This window comes from Mycolicibacterium houstonense (assembly GCF_900078665.2).
GTDB classification, from domain to species: domain Bacteria; phylum Actinomycetota; class Actinomycetes; order Mycobacteriales; family Mycobacteriaceae; genus Mycobacterium; species Mycobacterium houstonense.
The window spans coordinates 4505652-4527268 of the sequence record NZ_LT546207.1 but is presented as its reverse complement, the minus strand read 5'-3'; the positions used below and the strand labels follow the sequence as shown (position 1 = coordinate 4527268).

Annotated in this window: 19 protein-coding genes; 12 read left to right on the top strand and 7 right to left on the bottom strand. The window is 65.1% G+C overall.

Annotated features, from left to right (window positions below; all coding sequences use genetic code 11):
• Nucleotides 1-84 precede the first annotated feature (84 nt).
• From BN4332_RS22695 to BN4332_RS34935, 11 genes are all read left to right on the top strand, one after another.
• A complete protein-coding gene (locus BN4332_RS22695; protein ID WP_066901769.1) occupies nt 85-378 on the top strand; it encodes a PE family protein in 294 nt (97 codons plus the stop codon).
• A gap of 35 nt (nt 379-413) precedes the next feature.
• A complete protein-coding gene (locus BN4332_RS22690) occupies nt 414-1733 on the top strand; it encodes a PPE family protein (RefSeq protein WP_096866968.1) in 1320 nt (439 codons plus the stop codon).
• A 94-nt stretch (nt 1734-1827) separates the two neighbouring features.
• The gene (locus BN4332_RS22685; RefSeq protein WP_066901768.1) at nt 1828-2133 is read left to right on the top strand and encodes a WXG100 family type VII secretion target; all 306 of its coding nucleotides are present in this window, start codon (nt 1828-1830) and stop codon (nt 2131-2133) included.
• Between the two features lie 39 nt (nt 2134-2172).
• Nucleotides 2173-2451, top strand: coding sequence for a WXG100 family type VII secretion target (locus BN4332_RS22680; protein WP_066901767.1), 279 nt, complete (start codon nt 2173-2175; stop codon nt 2449-2451).
• Between the two features lie 121 nt (nt 2452-2572).
• Entirely contained in the window at nt 2573-4015 is a 1443-nt protein-coding gene (locus BN4332_RS22675; protein ID WP_066901766.1) for a MinD/ParA family ATP-binding protein, read from the top strand.
• Nucleotides 4012-5544: a type VII secretion integral membrane protein EccD gene (gene eccD / locus BN4332_RS22670; RefSeq protein WP_074133152.1), complete on the top strand. Its 1533-nt coding sequence runs from the start codon at nt 4012-4014 to the stop codon at nt 5542-5544. The genes BN4332_RS22675 and eccD overlap by 4 nt, the downstream gene beginning before the upstream one ends.
• Nucleotides 5545-5579: 35 nt before the next feature.
• A complete protein-coding gene (locus tag BN4332_RS22665) occupies nt 5580-5885 on the top strand; it encodes a DUF6317 family protein (RefSeq protein WP_066901764.1) in 306 nt (101 codons plus the stop codon).
• A gap of 397 nt (nt 5886-6282) precedes the next feature.
• Nucleotides 6283-7047: a hypothetical protein gene (locus BN4332_RS22660; protein WP_160110910.1), complete on the top strand. Its 765-nt coding sequence runs from the start codon at nt 6283-6285 to the stop codon at nt 7045-7047.
• Between the two features lie 278 nt (nt 7048-7325).
• On the top strand, nt 7326-8252 hold the full coding sequence (locus BN4332_RS33320) for an ESX-1 system-associated protein (RefSeq protein ID WP_160110909.1): 927 nt from the start codon (nt 7326-7328) through the stop codon (nt 8250-8252).
• 1727 nt (nt 8253-9979) lie between these two features.
• Complete coding sequence (locus tag BN4332_RS22650) at nt 9980-10663, top strand: EspK C-terminal domain-containing protein (RefSeq protein ID WP_235654173.1); 684 nt, start codon at nt 9980-9982, stop codon at nt 10661-10663.
• A 180-nt stretch (nt 10664-10843) separates the two neighbouring features.
• Nucleotides 10844-12424 (top strand): PPE domain-containing protein, encoded by a 1581-nt coding sequence (locus BN4332_RS34935; protein WP_066901760.1) that lies wholly within the window; start codon nt 10844-10846, stop codon nt 12422-12424.
• 65 nt (nt 12425-12489) lie between these two features.
• On the opposite strand, the gene BN4332_RS22635 is transcribed toward BN4332_RS34935, so the two are convergent.
• The 3 genes from BN4332_RS22635 to mycP all read right to left on the bottom strand — a co-directional run bounded on the left by BN4332_RS22635 (nt 12490) and on the right by mycP (nt 15650).
• On the bottom strand, nt 12490-12834 hold the full coding sequence (locus tag BN4332_RS22635; RefSeq protein WP_066901759.1) for a YbaB/EbfC family nucleoid-associated protein: 345 nt from the start codon (nt 12832-12834) through the stop codon (nt 12490-12492).
• A 72-nt stretch (nt 12835-12906) separates the two neighbouring features.
• Nucleotides 12907-14304, bottom strand: a complete 1398-nt coding sequence (gene eccE, locus BN4332_RS22630) for a type VII secretion protein EccE (protein ID WP_066901758.1) — start codon at nt 14302-14304, stop codon at nt 12907-12909.
• Entirely contained in the window at nt 14301-15650 is a 1350-nt protein-coding gene (gene mycP / locus BN4332_RS22625) for a type VII secretion-associated serine protease mycosin (RefSeq protein ID WP_066901757.1), read from the bottom strand. Before mycP ends, eccE begins: the two co-directional genes overlap by 4 nt.
• A 918-nt stretch (nt 15651-16568) precedes the next feature.
• On the opposite strand from mycP, the gene BN4332_RS22620 reads away from it, so the two are divergent.
• On the top strand, nt 16569-16823 hold the full coding sequence (locus BN4332_RS22620) for a hypothetical protein (protein ID WP_066901756.1): 255 nt from the start codon (nt 16569-16571) through the stop codon (nt 16821-16823).
• 506 nt (nt 16824-17329) lie between these two features.
• Here BN4332_RS22620 and BN4332_RS22615 read toward each other — a convergent pair.
• From BN4332_RS22615 to BN4332_RS22600, 4 genes are read right to left on the bottom strand one after another with little or no spacing between them, the layout of a single operon-like run.
• Nucleotides 17330-17587 (bottom strand): HPr family phosphocarrier protein, encoded by a 258-nt coding sequence (locus BN4332_RS22615; protein ID WP_066901755.1) that lies wholly within the window; start codon nt 17585-17587, stop codon nt 17330-17332.
• A gap of 9 nt (nt 17588-17596) precedes the next feature.
• Nucleotides 17597-19594 (bottom strand): PTS fructose transporter subunit IIABC, encoded by a 1998-nt coding sequence (locus tag BN4332_RS22610; RefSeq protein ID WP_066901754.1) that lies wholly within the window; start codon nt 19592-19594, stop codon nt 17597-17599.
• Nucleotides 19591-20574 (bottom strand): 1-phosphofructokinase family hexose kinase, encoded by a 984-nt coding sequence (locus tag BN4332_RS22605; protein WP_066901753.1) that lies wholly within the window; start codon nt 20572-20574, stop codon nt 19591-19593. The genes BN4332_RS22610 and BN4332_RS22605 overlap by 4 nt, the downstream gene beginning before the upstream one ends.
• Entirely contained in the window at nt 20571-21338 is a 768-nt protein-coding gene (locus BN4332_RS22600; protein WP_066901752.1) for a DeoR/GlpR family DNA-binding transcription regulator, read from the bottom strand. Before BN4332_RS22600 ends, BN4332_RS22605 begins: the two co-directional genes overlap by 4 nt.
• Nucleotides 21339-21617: the final 279 nt, after the last annotated feature.

Genomic DNA, 21617 nt, shown 5'->3' with positions numbered 1-21617 from the left:
CCTTGGTGACATGGCAAACATCTGCCACGTCGCTTTTGAGTGCTTGTCCCTGGTTATTTCAGAACGACACAGGGGAGCAAGCAAATGCAACCGTTGATGCACAACCAGGCCGCGGAAGGTGTTGCGGCACAGGTGATCGCAAACGCCGCCCGCGGGCTGGCCGGCGGCACCACCGCTTCGGCAGCCGTCACCGCGCTGGTTCCGGCCGGTGCCGATGAGGTTTCGGCCATGGCCGCTGCTGCGTTCGCCAGCGAAGGTGTGGAGGCGTTGACGGTGAACACCTTCGCCCAGGAGGAGCTGGCCCGAGCGGGCGCGGCGTACCTCGAGGCCGCCAACATCTACCGCACGGTCGACGCGGCCAACGCCACCACGCTTTAACAGGCACGATTCGTCAGAGTTAGGGTCTCCCAGCAATGGTCGCCGTACCGCCCGTCCCTCCGACCTGGTTCGCGATGCCGCCAGAGGTCAACACCGCACGGTTGATGTGCGGTGCGGGCCCGGCACCGATGCTCCAGGCGGCAGCGGGCTGGGAGGGGCTGGCAATCCTATTGGAGACCCAGGCCGACGAGTTGGCAGCGGCGCTGAGCAACTTGACCTCGGTGTGGAGTGGGTCGGCGAGTGAACGGGCCGTCTCCGCGACCATGCCGATGATCATGTGGCTGCGGACCATGGTGCTACAGGCCCAGAAGCGCGCCTTGCAGGCCAGTGCTCAAGCCAGCTCCTACTCCCTGGCGTTGGCTACCACTCCGCCGATTCCGGAGATCGAGCAGAACCACATCACCAATGCGGTTCTGAACGCGACCAACTTTCTCGGTATCAACACCGTGCCGATCGGGTTGAACGAGATGGACTACTTCGTGCGCATGTGGAATCAGGCTGCTGGTGCGATGGAGGCGTATCACGCCGAAACCACCGTCAACCTGCTGTTCGAGCCACTTGTGCCGATGAAGCCGATCGTGATTCCCGGCGTTGGTGAGACGACGGTGGCGGCGGCGGTCGCGTCGACGGTACCGCGCGCGGCCCAGGGCCTGATTCGCAACGCCGCGATCGAAGGGGTGTCCGCACTGGCCACGATGGAGTCGGTGGGTCTGGTCGCCGGTAACGCTGCGGCACAGGCGAACTCCGCCCAACAGCGGGCGGTCGGTGCGGCGCAAAAGGGTGAGAACGCCGGTCAACAGCAGAAGGATCCGACCCAGCAGACCGGTATGCAGCAGGGCATGCAGATGGCCATGCAGATGGGTCAGCAGGTCGGGCAGATCGCGGGGCAGATTCCCCAGATGATCCAGAGCCCGATGCAGACGCTGACCCAACCGTTGCAGCAGGTCACCCAGATGGTCAGCCAGTTCAGCAGCATGGGCGGAAACCAATCGGGCATGCAGGCTGGCTTGATAGGGGCGACGCCGTTCTCGAATCATCCGCTCGCGGGTGGCTCCGGTCCGGCGTCGGGAGCAGGACTGGTCCGTGCGACGTCGCTGCCCGGTGCGCTGGGATCTCCGCCTCGGACAGAGCTGTTGTCCTCGATGCTGGGCATCAGCGGGGACGCCAAACCGGCGGCCATGTCTGGTGCATCGGGCGCCGTTGGGCCGGTGGCGCCGGTCAACGCCGCCGGCGGCGGTGCACCGATGACCGGCGCCGGTGCCAAGGGCCAGACCGAAGAGAAGACGAAGGACGCGCTGGTCGCGCCGACGACGCTGACGTACGACCAGGCCGCGAATGACGACGACGACTGGTAGTCAGTCCGTCCACGACACATGACTTTCCGGCCACCCGGCCGGGGGACTCGCCACATCTCTTGGTGAGGACAAAGGGAAATAAGGGGAATCCAACATGGCAGATATGAAGACTGACAATCCGGTCCTCATCAAGGAAGCCGCCAACTTCGACCGAATCTCGGGCGAGCTGCAGGCAGTGATGGGCCACGTCGAGGGCAGTGCCAACGCGCTGAAGGCCCAGCTGAACAGTGAGGGTGCGGGTGCCGCCGCTCAGAACGCGCTGATCCGTTTCCACGAGGCGGCCGAGAAGGTGCGCCAGGAGCTCGCGGACATCTCGAACAACATCCACACCTCCGCGACGCAGTACCAGTCGACTGATGACGACCAGGCCAGCGCGCTGCATTCGCAGATGAACATCTGACAAACCCATCCACTGACCACTTAAGAATCGGAGAAAAACATGGATTATCAGTTTGCTGGAATCGAAAGCAGCGCCGGCGACATCATGGGCGCCGTCGGCCAGACGAACGCTCTGCTCGACGAGGGCAAGGCTTCGCTTGCCACGCTGGCCGAGGTCTGGGGCGGCGAGGGCTCGTCCGCTTACCAGGCGGTCCAGACCCGTTGGGACAACAACGCTCAGGAGCTGAACCTGGCCCTGCAGAACCTCGCGCAGGCCATCAGCGAGGCCGGCTCGACCATGGCGACCACCGAGGCCGGCGTCACGGGGTTGTTCGCCTGACGAAACACCTGCTGTGGTGGGCGGGGGAAGGTCGGGCCGTCTGGTCCTGGCCGAACCCGCCCACCACTTGTGCTTGGGTGTAAAGATCTAACCATCTGTTTTGACTATCTGAGGGGTCCCCATGTCGGCCGACTATGACCGGCTCTTTCACTCGTCGGAACCGGGTAAGCCGGTCGACGACGCCACGGCCATCGTGGACAGAGATGCCATTCTGAAGGCCACCACGGCCACGCCACCGCCGCCCCCGGTCGGGGAGACCAGCGCCACGGATGTACCCGTGGACCCTGCGGCGCGCACGGCGCCCACTCAGACTCAGACGGCAGCGCAGCCCGCGCAGCCGCGGCACGCGGAGACCACGCCGCAGATGCCCGCGCCCATGCCGCAGCCGCCGGCGACCGCGCCCCAGTGGCCGCAGAACTCCATGCTGCGCGCGCCGCAGCAGCAGCAGTTCGGCCCGGGTGCTCGCCATGAGCAGGCCCGGCCGGCGCCCGGCCCGGTGGCGCGTGTTGCGCCCGGTCCCGCTCCCTCCCAGTTCGCGGATATCGATCCCGAGGTGAGTGGTGCGTGGCGGGCGGGGCAGGCGATCCCGACCCCGGCAGCACCCGGACCGACCTCCGCGGCAACGATGGGCAACCACCGCGCGATCGACGCGCTGTCGCACGTCGGGGTGAAGACCGGCGTGAAGATGCCGTCGCAACGTGGATGGCGGCACTGGCTGTATCTCACGACGCGGATCAACCTGGGTCTGTCGCCCGATGAGATCTACGAACTCGAATTGCACAGCCGGATCCGGCGTAATGCCCGCGATTCGTACCAGATCGGCGTGTTCGGTCTGAAGGGCGGCGTCGGCAAGACCGCCGTCACGGTGGCGCTGGGCTCGGCCATGGCCAAGGTCCGCGGCGACCGCATTCTGGCGATCGACGCAGACCCGGATGGCGGAAACCTCGCCGACCGTGCCGGTCGGCAGTCCGCGGCCACCATTTCCGATCTGCTCGCCGATCAGGAACTGTCGCGCTACAACGACATTCGTGCATATACGAGCATGAACGGGTCGAATCTCGAGGTGCTGTCGTCCGAGGACTACAGCGGCGCACAGCGCGAGTTCAACGACGAGGACTGGAAGAGCGCCACCGCGGTCGTCTCGCGTTACTACAACCTGGTCCTCGCCGACTGCGGCGCCGGCCTGTTCCAAAAGGCGTCGCGCGGTGTGCTTTCCAGCGTTTCGGGCATGGTCATCGTGGCCAGCGCCTCGATCGACGGGGCCCGTCAGGCGGCCATCACCATGGACTGGATGCGCCAGAACGGATATCAGGATCTGCTCGGCCGATCCTGTGTCGTCATCAATCACGTCACCCCGGGTAAACCGAACGTCGACGTCGAGGACCTGGTGCAGCAGTTCGAACGGCACGTGCCTCCGGGCCGTGTCATCGTGCTGCCCTGGGACAAGCACATCGCGGCGGGCACCGAGATTCAGCTGGAGCTGCTCAGCAACACGTACCAGCGCCGCATCACCGAGCTGGCCGCTGCCCTGTCCGACGATTTCGACAGGCTTGAACGGCGTTGACCGCGACCGCAGCCGCCGCCGATACGACGAGCGGGACTCCTAGCCGGCCGTCGACCACCAGGGTCACCATCCTCACCGGTAAACGGATGACGGATCTGGTGTTGCCGGCCACCGCGCCGATCGAGACGTACATCGACGAAACCGTGAGTGTGCTCGGCGAATTGCTCGAGGACACCCCGAAGGACACCCTCGCCGGTTTCGACTTCTCGGAACAGGGCATGTGGGCGTTCGCGCGTCCGGGTGCACCTCCGTTGAAGGCCGATGAGTCCCTGGACGACGCCGGAGTGGTCGACGGGTCGTTGCTGACGCTGGTTTCGGTCAGCCGCACCGAGCGGTACCGTCCCCTGGTCGAGGACGTGATCGACGCGATCGCGGTGCTCGACGAGTCTCCGGTGTTCGACCGGACCGCGCTGGATCGGTTCGTCGGCCTGGCCATTCCGGTGGTCGCCACCGTCATCACCGTGATGTCGCTGTTGTCGTGGAGCGGTGCCGGCGAAGGCTGGTGGTGGGCTGCGGCGCTGGGATTGTTCGGCCTCGGCCTGCTGGGCGGCAGTTTCACCGCGCAGAGCCGCTACGAGAACCTGGATTTGGCCGAAAGCCTGCTCCTGGCCTCGACGATCGTCTTGGCCGGTGCCGCAGCGCTGGCCGTGCCGTTGCCGTATGACGCGGATTCCCTTGGCGCACCACAGCTCGCGGGCGCGGGAGCGGTGATCCTGCTGTTGACGTTGGCCACCCGTGGTGGACCGCGTCACCGCGCCGACGTGGCTGCATTCCTCGCAGTGTTGGCGATAGCCGTCACCGGTGGGGCGATTGCCGTCGGTTATGGCGGGGGCTTCTGGGTGCCTGCGGGCGCCATCGCGTTCGGCCTGATCGTGGTGACGAACGCCGCCAAATTGACTGTCGCTGTTGCCCGCATCGCGTTGCCGCCGATCCCGGTGCCTGGTGAGACGGTGTCCAACGACGAACTGCTTGATCCCGTCATCACACCCGACGAGGTCGATGATGCGTCACCCACCTGGAAGGCGATCATCGCCTCGGTGCCGGAATCGGCGGCGCGGCTGGAGGAACGCAGCCTGCTGACCCGCCAGCTGTTGATTGGCTTCCTCTCTGCCGGTTCACTGGTGCTGTCGATTGGTGCGATCGCGGTTGTGGTCCAGGGCCATTTCTTCGTGCACAGCATGATCGTGGCCGGACTGGTGGCCGTGATCTGTGGCTTCCGGTCCCGGCTGTACGCCGAGCGGTGGTGCTCTTGGGCGCTGCTGGCGGCGGCGATTGCCGTGCCTACCGGCGTCATGGTGCGTCTGTGCCTGTGGTATCCGGCCGAGGCCTGGATGGTTCTGGCGATCTACACGGCGGTCGGGTTGGTCGCGGTGATCGCGGTGGGCGCTACCGACGGCGTGCGTCGAGTGTCACCGGTGACCAAGCGGATCCTCGAGCTGACCGATGGCGCCGCCATTGCCGCCGTGATCCCGCTGCTGCTGTGGATCGCCGGCGTGTACGACCTGCTCCGAAACCTGCGTTTGCACTGACGCTTTCACGCTTTTCAGGCACAGGGGGAGAACTGATGAGCGACGAATTGCAGGTCGACCCGGATGCGTTGACCAGCGCTGGTGCCGCCTTTCGTGAGGCGGGATCGGCATTGGGGGCGCTGCAGTTGGACGTTCCGCTGAACACCGCTGCGGGTGGAGTCAACGGCCTACAGACGGCGTCGGCGTGCCGTGCGGCTGGCAGTGCCCTTGCCGAACGCACGGCCGCGGCGGCGGCGGACGCCACGAGTTTTGGTTCCAATCTGGACGCGGCAGTGGCGAAGTACCGAGCGACCGACAGCGCCTCGGGAAACACGGTCGCGGGGGCGATGACCGGCGGATAACCGGAACCCAGAAAAGCGTGGTCCTCGTCGGGGTGAGTAAGAACCATGGTCGCTCACCTGGCACGCCGTCGAACCGTCCGCGCCTGCGGCACACTCGTGTCCTCGTAGACGACCTTGTGCCCCGCGGAGCAGGAACTTTCGCAGTTCTCGCTATCGGAAACAGGTGCAAGGCTCGCCATCGTCCCTAGTGGTGAGGACTCGAATTTGTGCGCTCGTCCCCTATCTCGCTCGGGTAGCATTTTGCTGAACTTACTTGTAGAGGGGACCGCCTGACGGTCGATGGCAGAGTGTTGCGCATGGTGGCGGTACAGCACGCCGTGCCAGGCCTATCGGGTGTTGGACGCGATCGGTGGGTCTGGAGGTTGGCTTCCTAGCGTCTAGTTGATGGGGGTATGTGGTGACCGGTGATTTACGAGTCAATGTCGCCGAACTGCGTGCGGGCAGTGTGGGTTTTCGGGATGCGGCAGACGCGCTTCCTGATCCGCCGAGTGCCTTCCCCTCCTTGGGGGGAGACCGATTTTCGCAGGCGATGACCAGCCGTACCAATGAGACGGAAGCGCCGCTGCTGGACTCCATGCCGACGACCAGAAGCGATGCACAGTCGACCGCGACCAATATCGGTGTGGCCGCTGATCGGTACGAGCAGACGGATCGTCAGTCACAGGCTGCTGTAAATGACCGGTTGGCGGAGTTCGACTCGAAGTTCGGTGCACCGAGCTCGGGCGGCGGGCCCACGGATGCGATGGGCCAGTTCGGACAGCTGATGCAGATGCCGATGCAGATGGCTCAACAGTTGGGCCAAGTGCCGATGCAGATGGCTCAACAGTTGGGCCAGATTCCGCAGACGGTCATGCAAGGCATTCAGCAGATCGGTCAGATGGGCGGCGGGCTCGGCCAAGGTGATCCGGACAAGCAAGGCGCTGGTGCCGGTCTTGCGGGGCAGGAGCCTGAAGCGCAGCCAGAGGAGTCCACGGACGACAAGCAGCGCGACGAAGGCGACGAGCGGGAGGAGCAGCGCGAAGGTGCGGCCGGACCCGATGGCGGGGCACAGCGGGCTCCGGCAGCCGAACCTCCGGCGCAAGCGTCGCCGTCTGCCCCGCCCGTCGCGGCTGCGCCGTCACCCCCGCAGCGGCCGCCAGCTGATCCCTCAGTCTCGTTGTGACCGATAGTGCTTTTTGACGTGAAGGTTTGGTGATGACTCTTCCTCCCCAGGATCCGTTTGGCTCGCAACCGCCCGCTGTGGGTGGAGGGCCACAGTGGGGTGGGCCGCCGCCCCAAGGGCCGGGCGGACCATCGCCCTACGGCGGCGCGCCTCAGGGCGCGCCTAACTATGGACAACCTGGTGCGCCGTGGCAGCAGCAGGCCTGGCCTCCGCCGCCGAACAAGGACGGGAAGGGCAAGTGGATCTTGGTAGGGCTGGCCCTTGTTGCGGTTATTGCTGTGAGCGTCGTCGGCACCGTTCTTGTATTGCGGCCGGAAACCGAGGGTAGGTCGCCAAATAGCGGCGATGGCACGTCGGAGTTCGCCAGCGCCAATGACACCGGACCCGCGAATATCATCACTGAAGATCCGACTTGCGAGGCATGGACCAAGATTGCGCACGGTTTGGAAAAAGCCGTCCCAGAATGGAATAAACTTGATTACTCGGTGGCGGCGGCTGGGTGGACACCGGAACAAAAGGCTGTATTTGAGCGACAGGGCGCCGCACTGACGGGAGCAATCCCGGGTGCGGCCAACCTCGCCAAGCAGACACCGCATCGGGTAATGCGTGAACTCTATGGGCAATTTAATGCATATGCTCAAGCGGTGATTGATTCCATTTCAACGTACTCGTCGTCTGATAACACTATTGTTGCGGCATCCAATCAATTCACCGGGGCATTGAACAGGGTGTGCGATGCGATCTACTACCGTGCAGCACAACAAACTTCGCCTCTAATTCCGCCTCCAGCGGAGCCGTCAGTGATTCAGGAGCCAGGCAGTGCTGACTCGATTGTGCCCGAACAGTTTCTGAAAAGTGGTGATCGCAGCTGTAGTGCTTGGATCGAGATGGTTGAGCGGTTCAATAACGACGCAAAACCATGGCGCGGCATCGACTCAAAGATTTCGGCGGCAGAATGGACACCTGACCAAAAGGCAGTCATGGATGCCACCGCGACACTGATGGCGACCTATGCCGACGATATGGAGCGTTTGGGCAGGGAGAGCGATAATGCCGCGTGGGAAGACTTCGCAGTATTGGCGGCCCAATACATGCGGGCGTACGTGCAGGCAATACCAACATACTCGGGGAATGTCAGCTATCTGGCATCGCAATCAACCCTCTTAGCGAGCGCGATCCATTGGGCGTGTAAGGCAAACTTGTGACGGGTGCCACCCCTGTGCCAGTTGGTCCAATCCTGTTCGATGATATATCGGATTTCTTCGCCCTGGGACTAGGCAGCATTCAGAAGCCAACCGGGCCGTATGAAGATATTATGACAGGCCCCGGCGCTTGGCCGGAGTTTGATGAGTCAGTGTTCGACCTACGAAAAGAAATGCTGGCCGGTATTAGATCGACGGTGGTCCAGACCCGCGCGAGCTGGGATGCGGTACATGCGGGTCTTTTCAATGGGCTGCTTGTATGGGTCGGTGGCAGTGCCGCGGCCGCGTCGGCGAAGGCCGAGCAGCATAGCCAAGCGATGCAGGGTATCGAGAATCAGCTCTCCGCCGCCATTGAATGGTGTGGTAAGGCGTGGTTGACAACCAGGATGGCCAAAAAGGCCATCGCCGATTATGTCCAGCTCAAGGCCCAGGAAATCGCCAGGCTAGAGGCTGAGGCAGAGAAGGAAGGGAAAGACGCGACTGAGACTGCACAGGATATTGCGCAGCAAGCATACCTCGCCAACAAACAATTTCTTGAGGATCTGGCCGACAGTCTGGGCGGAAGTACCCGAAGTGCTGAACTTCCGCCAGCTGAGAGCCCTGAAGCGCCCCCTCTAGTCAATAGCACGGGCGCATCTGGTTCAGGGCAATCTGGTGAATCTGCCGCTGGCTCAAGCAACCCGCGGCTGGCATCGCTTATGAGTAACGAGGCTGAGGGGCAACCGGAAGCCGATGGCGCGGTGCCCGGCGACAGTGAGGATGCGGCGCCGGTTGCGGACAATAGCGATGCGGCTGCGCAGGCAGCGCCCGGGCCTGCGGCGCCTGGGGGCGGTGACGACCCAGTGTCTTCGCAGGCTGGTGGAGCTCCGGTACCGGTTGCGGACAATAGCGATGCGGCTGCGCAGGCAGCGCCCGGACCCGCGGCACCTGTGGGTGACGAGGCTGCGGTGCCGGTCGCGGACAATAGTGATGCTGCCGCTCAGGCGAGGCCCGGCCCCACGGCACCTACGACTGTCGCACCCAATATCGCTGCGACTACTCCCGCCACGAAGTCTCCGACGTCGCCGGTGTCGCCACCTGCTCCATCAGCGCCGGCGATGCCGAGCGCCCCAAGCGTGGGCGGATCGCCCAGCGCCCCGAGCAGCCCATTGAGTGGAGTCTCCTCAGCAGCGAGCGCAGCTGCAGGACTAGATCCGTCAAAGGCAGCCGCCGAGGGATTGGCAGGCCGTGCGCCGACGGATCCCTTGCAAGCTTTCTCGAAGGGATTTGCGGATTCGGCTGGGACTCCGGTTCAGGCGGCTTCTTCTGGTGGTGGTGCGTCGCCACCTCCGCTGGCTCCAGCGCCGGCGGTTCCGGCTGGCGATGCGACGACGCCGGCCAGCACGGGTGCAGCGCCGACATCGCTCAGTAGCTCACAGGCGCCTACAGCGCCGGTGCAACCATCGCCGCCCGGCGGCGCGGCGGGCATGGGCGGTGGGATGCCGATGGCCCCGCCTCCGTTGGGACCGCCACCGACGCCTTCTCCGGCTGCGCCGATGTCTTCGAATCCTGCAGGCGCGGCACCGCCCCCAGCCCAACCAACGAACGTTGTTGGCGGTGCTCAAGTGGCGCCTGTTCCGGTGTCCGCGGCCCGTGCCGAACGCGATGCCGCCCAGAACGCGGCCAAACGGTCAGGCTCGGACCCGCTGACCGCGGCTCGGAGGATTGCGGCTGCACTCAACGCGCCTGACATGGTCAATGCTGAAGATGCTCTCTTCCACTGGATCACGGCAGTGACCCAGGACGGCCGGATCGTGATAGCCAATAACTACGCGATGGCTTACATTCCTGAGCAGGTGCGTCTGCCGGAGCACGTGGTGATGGCGAGTGCAGACGAGTCGATCCCGCCCGCCGAGCGGGGGCGCTGGGCGACCTATCCAGTTGTGGCCCTGCAGAGTTGGGCGCAACACCACGATACGAAGTTGCGAGCGTTGATCGGATTCGAGCACCAGTTCACCAGCGATGCCGGTGTGCACCGCGAACTTTTGACGCCCGAGGACATCCCGGCCAGCGGCAAGATGGCCGGACGGGACCGCCTGCAGGTGATTGCCCCCGAGATCAGCGGCCGTTTGGCGAGGATCAGCGATGTCGACTTGGTGCAGGTGCTCCCGCCGGCACCGGTGGACGCTGCTCCGCCTGATGAGGATCAGATATGGACGGCCTGGGAAAAGGTTTGGGAGCGGGTGCTCAGCCGGTCCGCCACCCGGGGTGAGCCCCAGCTGAAAGCATTCTGCGCTTACGCGGCATGCGCGCAGGAGCGCGCCTTGTACGAGGCGCACACCGCCGTCGAGGTGCAGGCCCAACGCAGGGCCGTAGATGGGTTCATTTATTGGCAGCACGTGGGGCAGTTGACCGCTGATGCGCTTGAGCATTAGGAGTCGGCATTGACGGAGTCCATGACTTTGAAAAAGGCGCGAGCCCGGTCAAGGAAATTGCTGCGCTCTACAGCTTTGAGTCTAAAGCGAATGAAATGGCCGTGCCCATCACCAGTCGGTGAAAGTTTGATCGCCTGCGACCGTTGGCCAGTGTCGCAGGGTGTAGGGAGGATGCACTAAATGGCTGATCTCGAAGTTACAGTATCGGCGCTCAAAAGTGCTGCTGAGGAAATATCGCGTGACCGCTTTAAAGGGGTCGGGGGGCAACCAGACGTCGCCGCGATAAAGCCGGAACCACCAGACGCGCTGAATTCAACCAAAGAGGTGTGCCTGCGGCTCCAAAATTCTGCCGACGCGATGGCAGCGGCGTTCAAAGCCGGGGACCGGGAGGCAGAGCGATTGGCTGCGGCAATGAAAGCCGCAGCCTCTGCGTACGAAAAGCTCGATCAGCAATCTGGTACGGGCCTAGACGGTCAGGTACGTGATGGTGGAGGCGCGCCGCCGGCGGTTGAACCCGTTTTTCCTGATCTGACCGAGCTGAAGAGTTTGCATAGCATCGAACTTCCGCACTTTGAGGCGCGCTTTGACGATATTGATGAGGACAGCAACTATGGCTGGCGAGACATGGTGCGTGCAATCCACGAGTGGGATCCGCACGATATGGCGTGCAACGGCCTGAAGAACTTTGCCGATAGCTGGCGGGCCTACGCGGGTGTTCTTAATGCCCACGCCGGCAAATTTCAATGCCCGCCTATCGGTTGGTCTGGCGAAGCCGCCCGTGCTTGTGAGGCGGCGCTTCGAAGCTTGGGAGAATGGTGGATACAGATGGCGGGCGAGTGCGACCGCTTGGCCACTGAGACCGAAAGAGTCATCGATGCGCATGGCAGACTCGTCGAGAAGCATCCTGACATGGACGATCTGCATTATTACGAGAATATGTCTAACATAAATCCCAACAAGGTTCCGACAAACATTGCTAGTTGGAATCGCTCGGATGACGCCAGAGAGGCGTATGCGGGCGACCTCAAGATAGCGCAAAGCAGGCCTAGTCGGCCGCCCGGGATTCTTGGACTGCCGCCGCTCAACGCCAATGAAGTCGGGAAGAACCCCAACGCCCAGCCTCCCGGGGTGCCCGGCGATTCCGGCATGACGGGTGGCGAGCCAGGCACGGGAGGCGCCACCCCAGAAATGCCCGAGATGCCTGGAGTGCCCGAGATGCCGTCGATGTCTCCTGCCGGCCTAGACCCATCAGCGGGCGGGCCGTCTTCGGGTTCGCCCAGCGGCGGTTCGCCTTCGGGTGGCTCGCCGAGCGGAGGATCGCCCGGCGGTGGGGCTCCAAGCGGTGGTTCGCCGAGTGGCGCGCCCACCGGGATGCCTGAGGGTCCTGCCACTGATGTGCCGGCGCTCGATGAGCCGACACTGGCACCGGCGTCCGCAGGCGGCGGTGGCGGGCCCGGCGGCGGTGGTGGCGACATCCCGAAGACGCCCTTGGCGCCGGCGGTAGGCGCGGAAAACGTTGCGCCCTCGAAGGGTGGCCCGGGCATTCCGGCCGGTGCACCCGGCGGTCCCGGCGCAGCCGGCGGCATGGGCGGCGGTATGGGTGGCATGGGCGGCGGCCACGGTCAAGGTGGTCAGCGGGGAGACAAGCGCCGCGACCCCAAGCTCGCCCCCGACGAGGAACTCTATAAAGAGGACCGCGCCTGGACCGAGGCGGTCATCGGCAACCGTCGCCGCACCGACGTCAAGGACACCAACAAGTAGCAGAAAAGGATTCGCCGGCGACACCGCATGGTGTCGCCGGCGAATCTCGTTTTACGCCAAGCCGTTCAGTTTCCGAACTGCTGGGTGTCCTCCGCAGTCAACTCCGCGACCATCGCGTCGAGCCGTTCGCGATCCGCTTCGATTGAGGCGGTTGCGGCCGCCGTGGCCTTCTGGATCGCCTCGTTGAGACGCTGCTGCACCTCGGGAGCGCCGAGCCGCAGCAGGCCGTCCTTGATGTACACGTCCTGGAGCTGGTGATGACCGTCCAGGGTCACCTCCACGGTCTGCGCTTCGTCTGTGGCCGTGAATGTTTCGTTGTTCATCTTGTGCAGTTGATCGTCCATGAGCGACTGCAACTCTTGGGCCTGACGCAGAACCGCGGCGACCTGCGGGTGAATCTCGTCGGTCACGTCGACCTCGGATCTTCTGTCATAACTACTCCTCCCGACCCTTCTGGGACCCCTCTCCCAGCAAGCTTGATGTCACTGCTCCAGCGCCATCTGGTAGCGGCTCTCCTCGCGCGGATTGATCAGCGAGATGGGCAGCTGCCGATGTCGCGGTGTGTCAATGAAGTTGGGCCGCATGATCACCCGGCCGACGCCTTGATGTGGCCCCAAGTAGGTCGTGGCATTCGGCCACACCACGCGTGGCACGCGCCCGACGCGTCCGTTGATCATCGTGGCGAATTCGCGGAACTGTGGGCCCAGGGTCACCACTGCGCCGGAAGCGGCAGAGCGGATGACGAACTGGGTGAACAGTCGAGCGTCGCCCAGGTTGATGCTGACGTCGACGTTGTCGAACGGCATGTACACCGGGTACCGGTCCGAGGTTTCACCGACGAGCACGCCGGCCGAACCGATCGGCAATTCATAGTGCTTGTCGGTCACCGGGGTGATCCCCTGCAGCGCCGCTCGCTGTCCGCCGTGGAGGCAGAAGAATCCGCGCGGCGTCGTGGGATTGGACAAAGTGGTCAGCAGCACGGTGGAAGTCGGAGCCTGCCCGGGACGGATCCGCACGCACGTGGTGGTGTGGTCGGCGCGCGCCGACCACCAGACGTCTGGTCCGCCGGGCGCGTTGTAAGCCGCGGTGAAGGTGCTGCGGCCCTTGATCACCGACCACGTTTCCTTCTCGAAGCTGATCTCGGTGGCTTTGTCGTAGTCATCGAAGCTGCGGCAGCATCGCGCGTCGATTCCATTGCTGGCCAACTGATCTGCGATGCGGGTCGTCGAGGCCACCAGATAGCGGGCCAGGCCGGACACGCCGCTGTCTCGGCGCTGGGCCGAGCGTCGCGTTTCCTCCGGATTGGCCCGGAGCACGATCCAGGTGCGCCGGTTGGCGGGTGCCGGATACGGGCCGACCACCTGTTCGTAGAGTGCGACCAGGCTGGCCGGCGCCGTCTTGCCGACGCGGTAGCCGGCCGAGACGATGTCGGCCTCGAGATCGGGGCAGTGTGCCTCCAGCAGCTTCTCGACCAGTTTGGTGCTGACCGTGTCATCAGAGACGGCCTCACCGTTGACGATCACGGTCGGCGTGAAAGGCCTTGGAATCAGCTCGATCACCGCCACCAGATAGTCGCCCTGCCAGCGCACGGCGACGTGATCGCCTGGCATCACGGTGGATCCGACGGCAGGCTCCGACGGCACATCGGGCGTGCTGCGGTGGCGGCGTCGCCAGGCGAAGACGGCCCTGACCCAGCCGGTGAGCCGGTAGCCGCGGATGGTCAGCACCGAGAAGATCGCGATCAGCACCGACAGCGTGATCCCCAGCCAGAGCAGGTTGAAGTGCAGACACACGGCGATACATGCCGGGATCAGCGTGGCCGCCCAGATGGCATGGCCCGTCGTGAACCGGAAACCGAAATTCCGCCGCAAGAAGCTCATCGGCGCCGCCGCAGCGCGCGTCGAGTCATCGCTCCGATCCCGAGGATCAGCGCCAGCGCGGCACCGGCGACCACCACGCCGGTGATCGGGCCACGGTCTGGCGGCGGGATGTACACCGGCGGAGGAACTTCCTTGACCTTGAACGGTGCCTTCTTCGGACCTTCAGGGATCTCCCACGTCAACGCGGCCACCGGATCGACCACGCCGGCCCCGACGTAGTTGTCGACACCGCCGCCGGGATGCCGTGCGGTGGCGGTGATCCGGTTGATCACCTGCGCGGGGGTGAGATCCGGGAAGCGCTGCTTGACCAGTGCGGCCAGCCCGGAGACGAAGGCGGCCGAGAAGGACGTGCCGTTGAGGGGGACCGGACCGTCCTCGCCGGGCGTGGCGTTGATCGGTTGGCCGTCGTAGCCCAACGCGGTGAGGTTCTCACCCGGAGCCGCCGCTCCCACCCACGGTCCCGACATCGAGAAGTTGCTCGGCTGACCGTTCTGGCTGACGCTGCCGACGGTGAGCACCAGCGGGTCGTACCAGGCGGGGCTGACGATCGTCTGCACACCCTTCCAGCCGCGCGCATCCGCCGGGACCGACGCGTCCGGCGGCGGGTTCTGGGTGCAGTCCTGACCGGTGTTGCCGGCCGCGACGACGATCACCGCGCCCTTGACGTTCACGGCGTAGTTGATCGCCGCACCCAGGCTGCTCTCATCGATGCGGCGGGTCACCTTGTAGCAGGCGGCCTCACTGATGTTGATCACCTGCGCGCCCATGTTGGCGGCGTGCACCACTGAACGGGCCAGACTGCGGATCGAACCCGCGGTCTGGGTGGTGTTCGGGTCGTTGGGATCCTGACGTGAACCCTTGGGTTGGAACGCCGCGGACGTCTGACGCAGCGAAATCAGTCGCGCATCGGGGGCAACTCCGATGAATCCGTCGGTGGGCGACGGTCGACCGGCGATGATCGACGCAGTGAGTGTCCCGTGGGAGTCGCAGTCGGACATCCCGTTGCCTGCGGCGTCGACGAAGTCGCCGCCGGGTTCGGCCGGGACACGGGGCGAACCGTTGACTCCGGTGTCGATCACCGCGACAGTTACGCCGGCGCCGGTTGCGAACTTCTGCGCTTCGGCCAGCCGCAGATACTCCGCCGCCCATGGCTTGTCGGCGAAGTTCGAGTTCGGCATGACCGTCGGGGCGGCGCAGATCTTGCGCTGCTCCATCGGCTGGTCTGGGCCGGTTTCATCAGGTGGGACGGCTGCGGCGTCGATCGCCGGAGGGTCAATCGCCCACGCCGGCGGTGCACTGAAAAATGCCAGCAAAACCGCCAGCAGCATTACGGCTAAGCGCTGCACGCCTCACACTCCCCCGACCGTGTTTGACTCATCTGTCGTGTGCTGGTGCACATTCAGCAAACTCAAAAGCATCTGCTCAGCAATGCATATTCTCACTTCATGCCGCCCCGCTCTTTGCACGCAGGCAATCATAAGGGTGACTAGGTGACGCTGATAACGCTTTGTGTTCGCAGTGAGTGTTGCACCTGGCAAAGCTGGCCGCGCACCGGGTCGCCCCCAACAAATTGGTGCCGGTAGGGGAGGTAGGCGCCGGTCAGCATCGGTTCAGCTTGACGAACCATGCGGCGGCGAGATCGAGAGGCTGCGCTACGCAGGGCGCTGGCGGTTTGGGTCTTCGACCGACGTCGCTGTCTGGGAGCTTCGTCTCGCCGCGTCCACCAGCAGGAGTGGGAACCTACCTCTCGAACGCTCTGGCGCCTCGCTACCGGCGTTCGGAAGGCGCCTTTGTGGGGAAGGGGAGGACGATGCCAGAACTGAGAACTCGGCCAGGAGGTCGACGCGGCCGACGAGTGACTTGCCAAAGGGGCCGGTGACACCTCCGCGAGCCGCCTTCGCCCACGACGGAGGCTGGGGTATCAAAGAACCTGGTACGGAGCCACCAGGAGATGATGCATCTGGCGTTGGTGATCGATTTGCGATGTGTAGGGGAGCGGACAGCACGCGAGGACGATTCGCTCCCGTAACTCCGATGGATCGTGTGAAGTACTCGGTCCTCAGCCGGATTTGTCGAAGAGATTCTCGCGGCTGAGTATCAGCGGCCGTCGGTGAGGGCGAAACCCACGGTCGGCATCGTCCGGCGTTTGCCGAATGACTCACGGTTCAAAGGGTGGCGTACCTGCTCTCCTGAGAGGGGTCGTTCGATCGGCATCGGGCGATCAGATGTGAAAGATGGGACCAAGTTCGAGCTGGAGCCGTCGAATGGAACTCAAGCGGATCGCGATGAGTCCTTGGGACTTCACGCTATACGAGTCAAATGATGATGCGCTGGTCCTGAAGGTGATGTTCAGCGAAGGCGAAGTTAAGTCAGATATTGGCCGCTATTTCATCGTCGATTCGTTCGATCGGAGCTGTAGACACATCGAGGAATTGCGAGCCCTGGCGGCCAGGATCAGGGCGGACTACCCGAATGTTCCTTTTCCACAGGTAGATAAGGCCAGTCTCAATTTCCGCTGAGGACCCGTACGAAGGAAGCCCGTGACTGGAGTTTATACGTGGGGTATTGGGTGTGGAGTTGCGGGAAGCTGACCGGTGGGCGCAGGCTGAAGCGCACGGTGCGTCGAGCACCGCCTCCGACCTTCGGTGAATGGAGTTATTTCCCGAATGCCCACGTGATTGGTACGGGTGAAATGTGGGCAGACCTCCATATCGCCGAGGCGGCGCAGGTCACCATGGCGGTCATACCGCACCACCTGGTTGCCGGTCGTCTGCGTCCGATACATGACGTCACAGGCAGCACCGGGCGCTCGGAAATGGCCAATCGCTATACCTTTGGCCTTCCCGCCGGGTCTGGCCAAACGGCGTTCCCAAAGTCTGATGTTTGACACGAGCGGGTCCGTGCTTAGCCATTTGACTGAATGAAACTCAAGCATGCCCCACGAATGATCGCTGGATGAGACGTGGGTGCTGACATCGCGGGCCACACGCATCTCGGACGAATGGACTCGACTGACCCCGACCCCCTACGCGTCCAAATCCTGCTCCACCAACCCGGCCACGGTGGCGAGTGCTTCGGCATCGTCGGATTCCACGGTCACCTGAGCGCCGTTGCCTGCGCCCAGGGTCATGATCATCAGGGCGGAACCGGCATCGACGGGTTCGCCGCCGTCCATTGACAGGGTGACGGGAACTCCCGCGTTGACAACGGCTTCGGCGATGATCGCCGCGGGCCGGGCGTGCAGGCCGATGGCCGAACCGACGGTGACGGTCTTGCTGGGCATGGTTTCTCCTCAGGTGGTGGCCAGCGCCGGTGTTTCCGGCGTGGTGACGGATGGTTTGGCGAATTGTTTGGCGGTGATGACGGCCAGGGCGCTGACGACGGTGCCGACAGCCAGGGCGACCAGGAACCACAACAGGTTGCCGATCGCGAAGAACACGAAGATGCCGCCGTGCGGAGCCTTCAAGGTGACGTCGAAGCCCATGATGAGACCGCCGGTGACGGCGCCGCCGAGCATCATCGACGGGATCACCCGCAGCGGATCCGCAGCGGCGAACGGGATGGCTCCCTCGGAGATGAAGGATGCCCCGAGAAGCCATGCGGCACGGCCGTTCTCACGCTCGGGTTCGGTGAAGAGGCCCGGCCGCAGGGTGGAGGCCAGGGCCATCGCCAGCGGCGGCACCATGCCGGCGGCCATCACCGCGGCCATGATGCGCAAGGTCGAAGGGTCGGCGACGTTGAGACCTGCGGTGGCAAACGCATATGCCGCCTTGTTGACCGGCCCGCCGAGGTCGAAGCACATCATCAGGCCGAGGATCACCCCGAGAATCACGACGGAAGTCCCGGTCATGCCGCCGAGCCAGTTGGTCAGGCCGGTGGTCAGGGCGGCCAGGGGTCGGCCGAGCAGCAGGAACATCAGCAGGCCCACAACAAGTGACGCGCCGAGCGGGATCACCACCACGGGCATGAGGCCACGGGCCCACCGCGGCACCGCGATCCGGCTGATCCACAGCGCGGCGAACCCGGCGATCAGGCCGCCGACGATACCGCCGATGAACCCGCCGCCGACGAATACGGCAACCGCGCCGGCGGTGAAACCCGGTGCGATACCGGGCCGGTCCGCGATGGCGAACGAGATGTAGCCGGCCAGCGCCGGTACCAGGAACGAGAACGCCAGCCCGCCGAGCGAGAACAGCACGGCGCCGAGATACTGGGTGAATCCGCCGGGTGGCAGGTCGGTCAGCGAGTTGCCCGCCGCGATGATGTTGCCCAGCGACCTCGTCTCGCCCTCGGGCGTATTGCCGATGTCGTATCCGGCGAACAGGAAGCCCAGGGCGATCAGCAGACCACCGGCGGCGACGAACGGGATCATGTAGCTCACGCCGGTGAGCAGGATCTGCCGGAGCCGGGTGCCCCAGCCCACGCCGCCGGCAACGGCGGGCGCGGCGGCCGAAGCCGCTGAACCGGACACCCGTGCGGCATTGGGATCGCTTGCGGCGCTGACGGCCTCGGCGATCATCGCATCCGGCTCGTTGATGGCGCGCTTGACGCCGGAGGCGATGACGGGCTTATCGGCGAAGCGCTGCTTGTCCTTGACCCCGACATCGGTGGCGAAGATGACGGCGTCCGCCGCGGCAATCGTCGCCGCAGACAGCGGAGTACTACCGGACGAGCCCTGGGTCTCCACGGTCAAGGTCACCCCGGCGGTCTCGGCGGCCTGCTTGAGCGCATCGGCCGCCATATAGGTATGCGCAATGCCGGTGGGGCAGGCGGTGATCGCGACGATGGAGACAGGCGCGGCGGGAGACGCAGGCTCAGGAGCCGGGGCAGCAGGCGCCGGATTGACCACACCATCGACGAGCGCCACCACCTCGTCGGCACTACTGGCCTCACGCAGCGACGCGACGAAGTCCTTGCGGACCAGCGCCCGGGCCAGGCTTGACAGCAGCTTCATGTGTTCGGCGCCACCGGATTCCGGTGCAGCGATGAGGAAGGCCAGGTCGGCCGGCCCGTCGGGCGCACCGAAATCGACCTTGGGGGCGAGTCGGGCGAACCCGATGGTCGGGGTGTCGACGTAGGGGGAGCGGCAGTGTGGAATCGCGATCCCGCCGGGTAGGCCGGTGGCCGACTGTGCCTCGCGGGCCATCGCGGCGCCGACGAGGCCGTCGGTGTCGCTGGTGCGGCCGGCCGCGCCGAGTCCGGCGACCAGCCGGGTGATGACGGCCTCCTTGTCGCCACCGGCGTCGACGTCGAGCAGGACCAGATCGGGAGTGATGATCGGTTGTGTCATTGCAGTACTTCCGGATTGGCGGTGACGACGGGGCTGACGCGCACGGCGTCGAGGTCGAGTTCGGCGGGGCTGGGCAGGGCGGAACCGGGTAGGGCGGCGGCGGCGCTGCCGTAGGCGACGGCCATCTGTAGCCGCTGCGGGGCTCGCGCGCCGGTGACGACGGCGCGCAGATATCCGGCCAACGAGGCATCGCCCGCACCGACGGTGCTGCGCGGCACGATCGGTGGTGGCGTGGCCTGCCAGGCGCCGGTGCCGTCGACCAGGACCGCACCGGCGGCGCCCAGGGTGGCCAGTACCGCGCCGACACCGCGCGCGACGAGCGATTGGGCGGCCCGCACCACCGCGGACATATCGCCTGCGTCGGCCGCAGCTTCCAGGGCGGCTACCGGGACACCGGCCACAGAGGCCAGCTCCTCGGCGTTGGGTTTGATGAGATCCGGCGCGGCCAGCTCGAACGCATCCGCCAGTGCGGCCAGGGGTGCCTCGGAGGTGTCCACCGCCACGAGGCAATCCAGCGGAGCCAGCAGCGATACCACCTGCGCGTACCAGTCCGTCGGCATCCCGGGCGGCAGCGATCCGGACAGCACCACCCACGACGCATCCCGTGCCTTGGCCAGCACGCAGCGGGTCAGGGCCTGCAGCGCATCAGCGTCCACCTCGGCACCGCGCTCGTTGAGTTTTGTTGTGGTGCCATCGGTTTCGGTGATGGCGAGGTTGGTGCGGACGGGGTCGGCGATGGGAACACCGGTGAACGGCACGCCAAGCGTCCGCAGTGCATTCAGCAACGGATCGGACTCGGTGGCGGGCAGCAGGGCCTCGGCGGCGACATCGGCCAGGGTCAAGGCGCGGGCCACATTGATGCCCTTGCCGCCCGGTTCGACGGTGACGGAATCGACTCGCTGCACGGCCCCGCGCGTCAAGGGCGATCTGACGGTGACGGTGCGGTCCAGGCTCGGGTTCGGAGTGACGGTGACGATCATGCGATCACCACCTCGACGCCGTGCTGGGTCAGTAGGTCGCGGTCGGCGTCGGAGATCTCGTCGTCGGTGATCAGGCTGTCCACACTGTCGATGGGTGCGAAGCTGACGAAGTCTTCCTTCCCGACCTTCGATGAATCGGCAACCACCACAACGTAATTGGCGGCCTGCACCATGGCCCGTTTGACCGCGGCTTCCTCGGTGTCTGGAGTCGAGAGCCCGTGGCGGACACTGATGGCGTTGGTGCCGATGAACGCGATGTCGACGCGCAGGGTCTCGAGGACCCGTAGTACCTGCTCGCCGACGGCAGCCTGGGTGAGTCCGCGAACCCGCCCGCCGAGCAACTGCAGTGTGGCGGTCGGCATGGCGGCGACCCGTCCGGCGATCGGCACGGAATTGGTCACCACGGTCAGGTCGCGGTCGGTGGGCAGCCGCTCGGCGACGCGGGCGGTGGTGGTCCCGGCATCCAGCAGCACGCTGGCGCCGCTGAGGGGAAAGAAGTCCACGGCCGCGGTGGCGATGGCGTCCTTCTGCGTCGAGCGCGTGGTGTCGCGCTCGCTGACGCCGGCCTCCACGAGATGCAACGTCTGTGCCGGGACGGCGCCGCCGTGGACGCGCCGCAGCACCCCGGCCTTGTCGAGGACCGCCAGATCGCGCCGGACGGTTTCGGTGGTGACGTCATAGGTCTGCGCCAACTCGGCCACAGAGGCCCGGCCCCTGCTCATCACGAGCGTGGCGATGGCCTGCTGGCGCTCTTCGGCGTACATGCGTCTCCGTTTATGTGGGTTAAAGCACAATCAAATGTTGATATGTGTTGTTTTACGCTTGCCTGTGTTGACTTGTCAATCGTTTCTTGTAATCTGTCTCACATGAGCACTACATCGCCGGTTGCATCACCCACCGTTTTGCGCGGGGTTCCGGTGGTTCCCGGCGTGCGATACGCGCCGGTCATCCGGGCCGGGAAACTTCCGGATATCCAGGCGCCCGCCGCCGACCTCGACGAGGCGGACCGGCCGGCGGAGGCAGGTCGGTTCGCGGCCGCGCCG

Coding starts and splice junctions, on each gene's coding strand:
- BN4332_RS22695 (WP_066901769.1), top strand. CDS start 85: ATGCAACCGTTGATGCACAACCAGGCCGCGGAAGGTGTTGCGGCACAG.
- BN4332_RS22690 (WP_096866968.1), top strand. CDS start 414: ATGGTCGCCGTACCGCCCGTCCCTCCGACCTGGTTCGCGATGCCGCCA.
- BN4332_RS22685 (WP_066901768.1), top strand. CDS start 1,828: ATGGCAGATATGAAGACTGACAATCCGGTCCTCATCAAGGAAGCCGCC.
- BN4332_RS22680 (WP_066901767.1), top strand. CDS start 2,173: ATGGATTATCAGTTTGCTGGAATCGAAAGCAGCGCCGGCGACATCATG.
- BN4332_RS22675 (WP_066901766.1), top strand. CDS start 2,573: ATGTCGGCCGACTATGACCGGCTCTTTCACTCGTCGGAACCGGGTAAG.
- BN4332_RS22665 (WP_066901764.1), top strand. CDS start 5,580: ATGAGCGACGAATTGCAGGTCGACCCGGATGCGTTGACCAGCGCTGGT.
- BN4332_RS22650 (WP_235654173.1), top strand. CDS start 9,980: ATGGTCAATGCTGAAGATGCTCTCTTCCACTGGATCACGGCAGTGACC.
- BN4332_RS34935 (WP_066901760.1), top strand. CDS start 10,844: ATGGCTGATCTCGAAGTTACAGTATCGGCGCTCAAAAGTGCTGCTGAG.
- eccE (WP_066901758.1), bottom strand. CDS start 14,304: ATGAGCTTCTTGCGGCGGAATTTCGGTTTCCGGTTCACGACGGGCCAT.
- BN4332_RS22620 (WP_066901756.1), top strand. CDS start 16,569: ATGGAACTCAAGCGGATCGCGATGAGTCCTTGGGACTTCACGCTATAC.
- BN4332_RS22615 (WP_066901755.1), bottom strand. CDS start 17,587: ATGCCCAGCAAGACCGTCACCGTCGGTTCGGCCATCGGCCTGCACGCC.
- BN4332_RS22610 (WP_066901754.1), bottom strand. CDS start 19,594: ATGACACAACCGATCATCACTCCCGATCTGGTCCTGCTCGACGTCGAC.
- BN4332_RS22605 (WP_066901753.1), bottom strand. CDS start 20,574: ATGATCGTCACCGTCACTCCGAACCCGAGCCTGGACCGCACCGTCACC.
- BN4332_RS22600 (WP_066901752.1), bottom strand. CDS start 21,338: ATGTACGCCGAAGAGCGCCAGCAGGCCATCGCCACGCTCGTGATGAGC.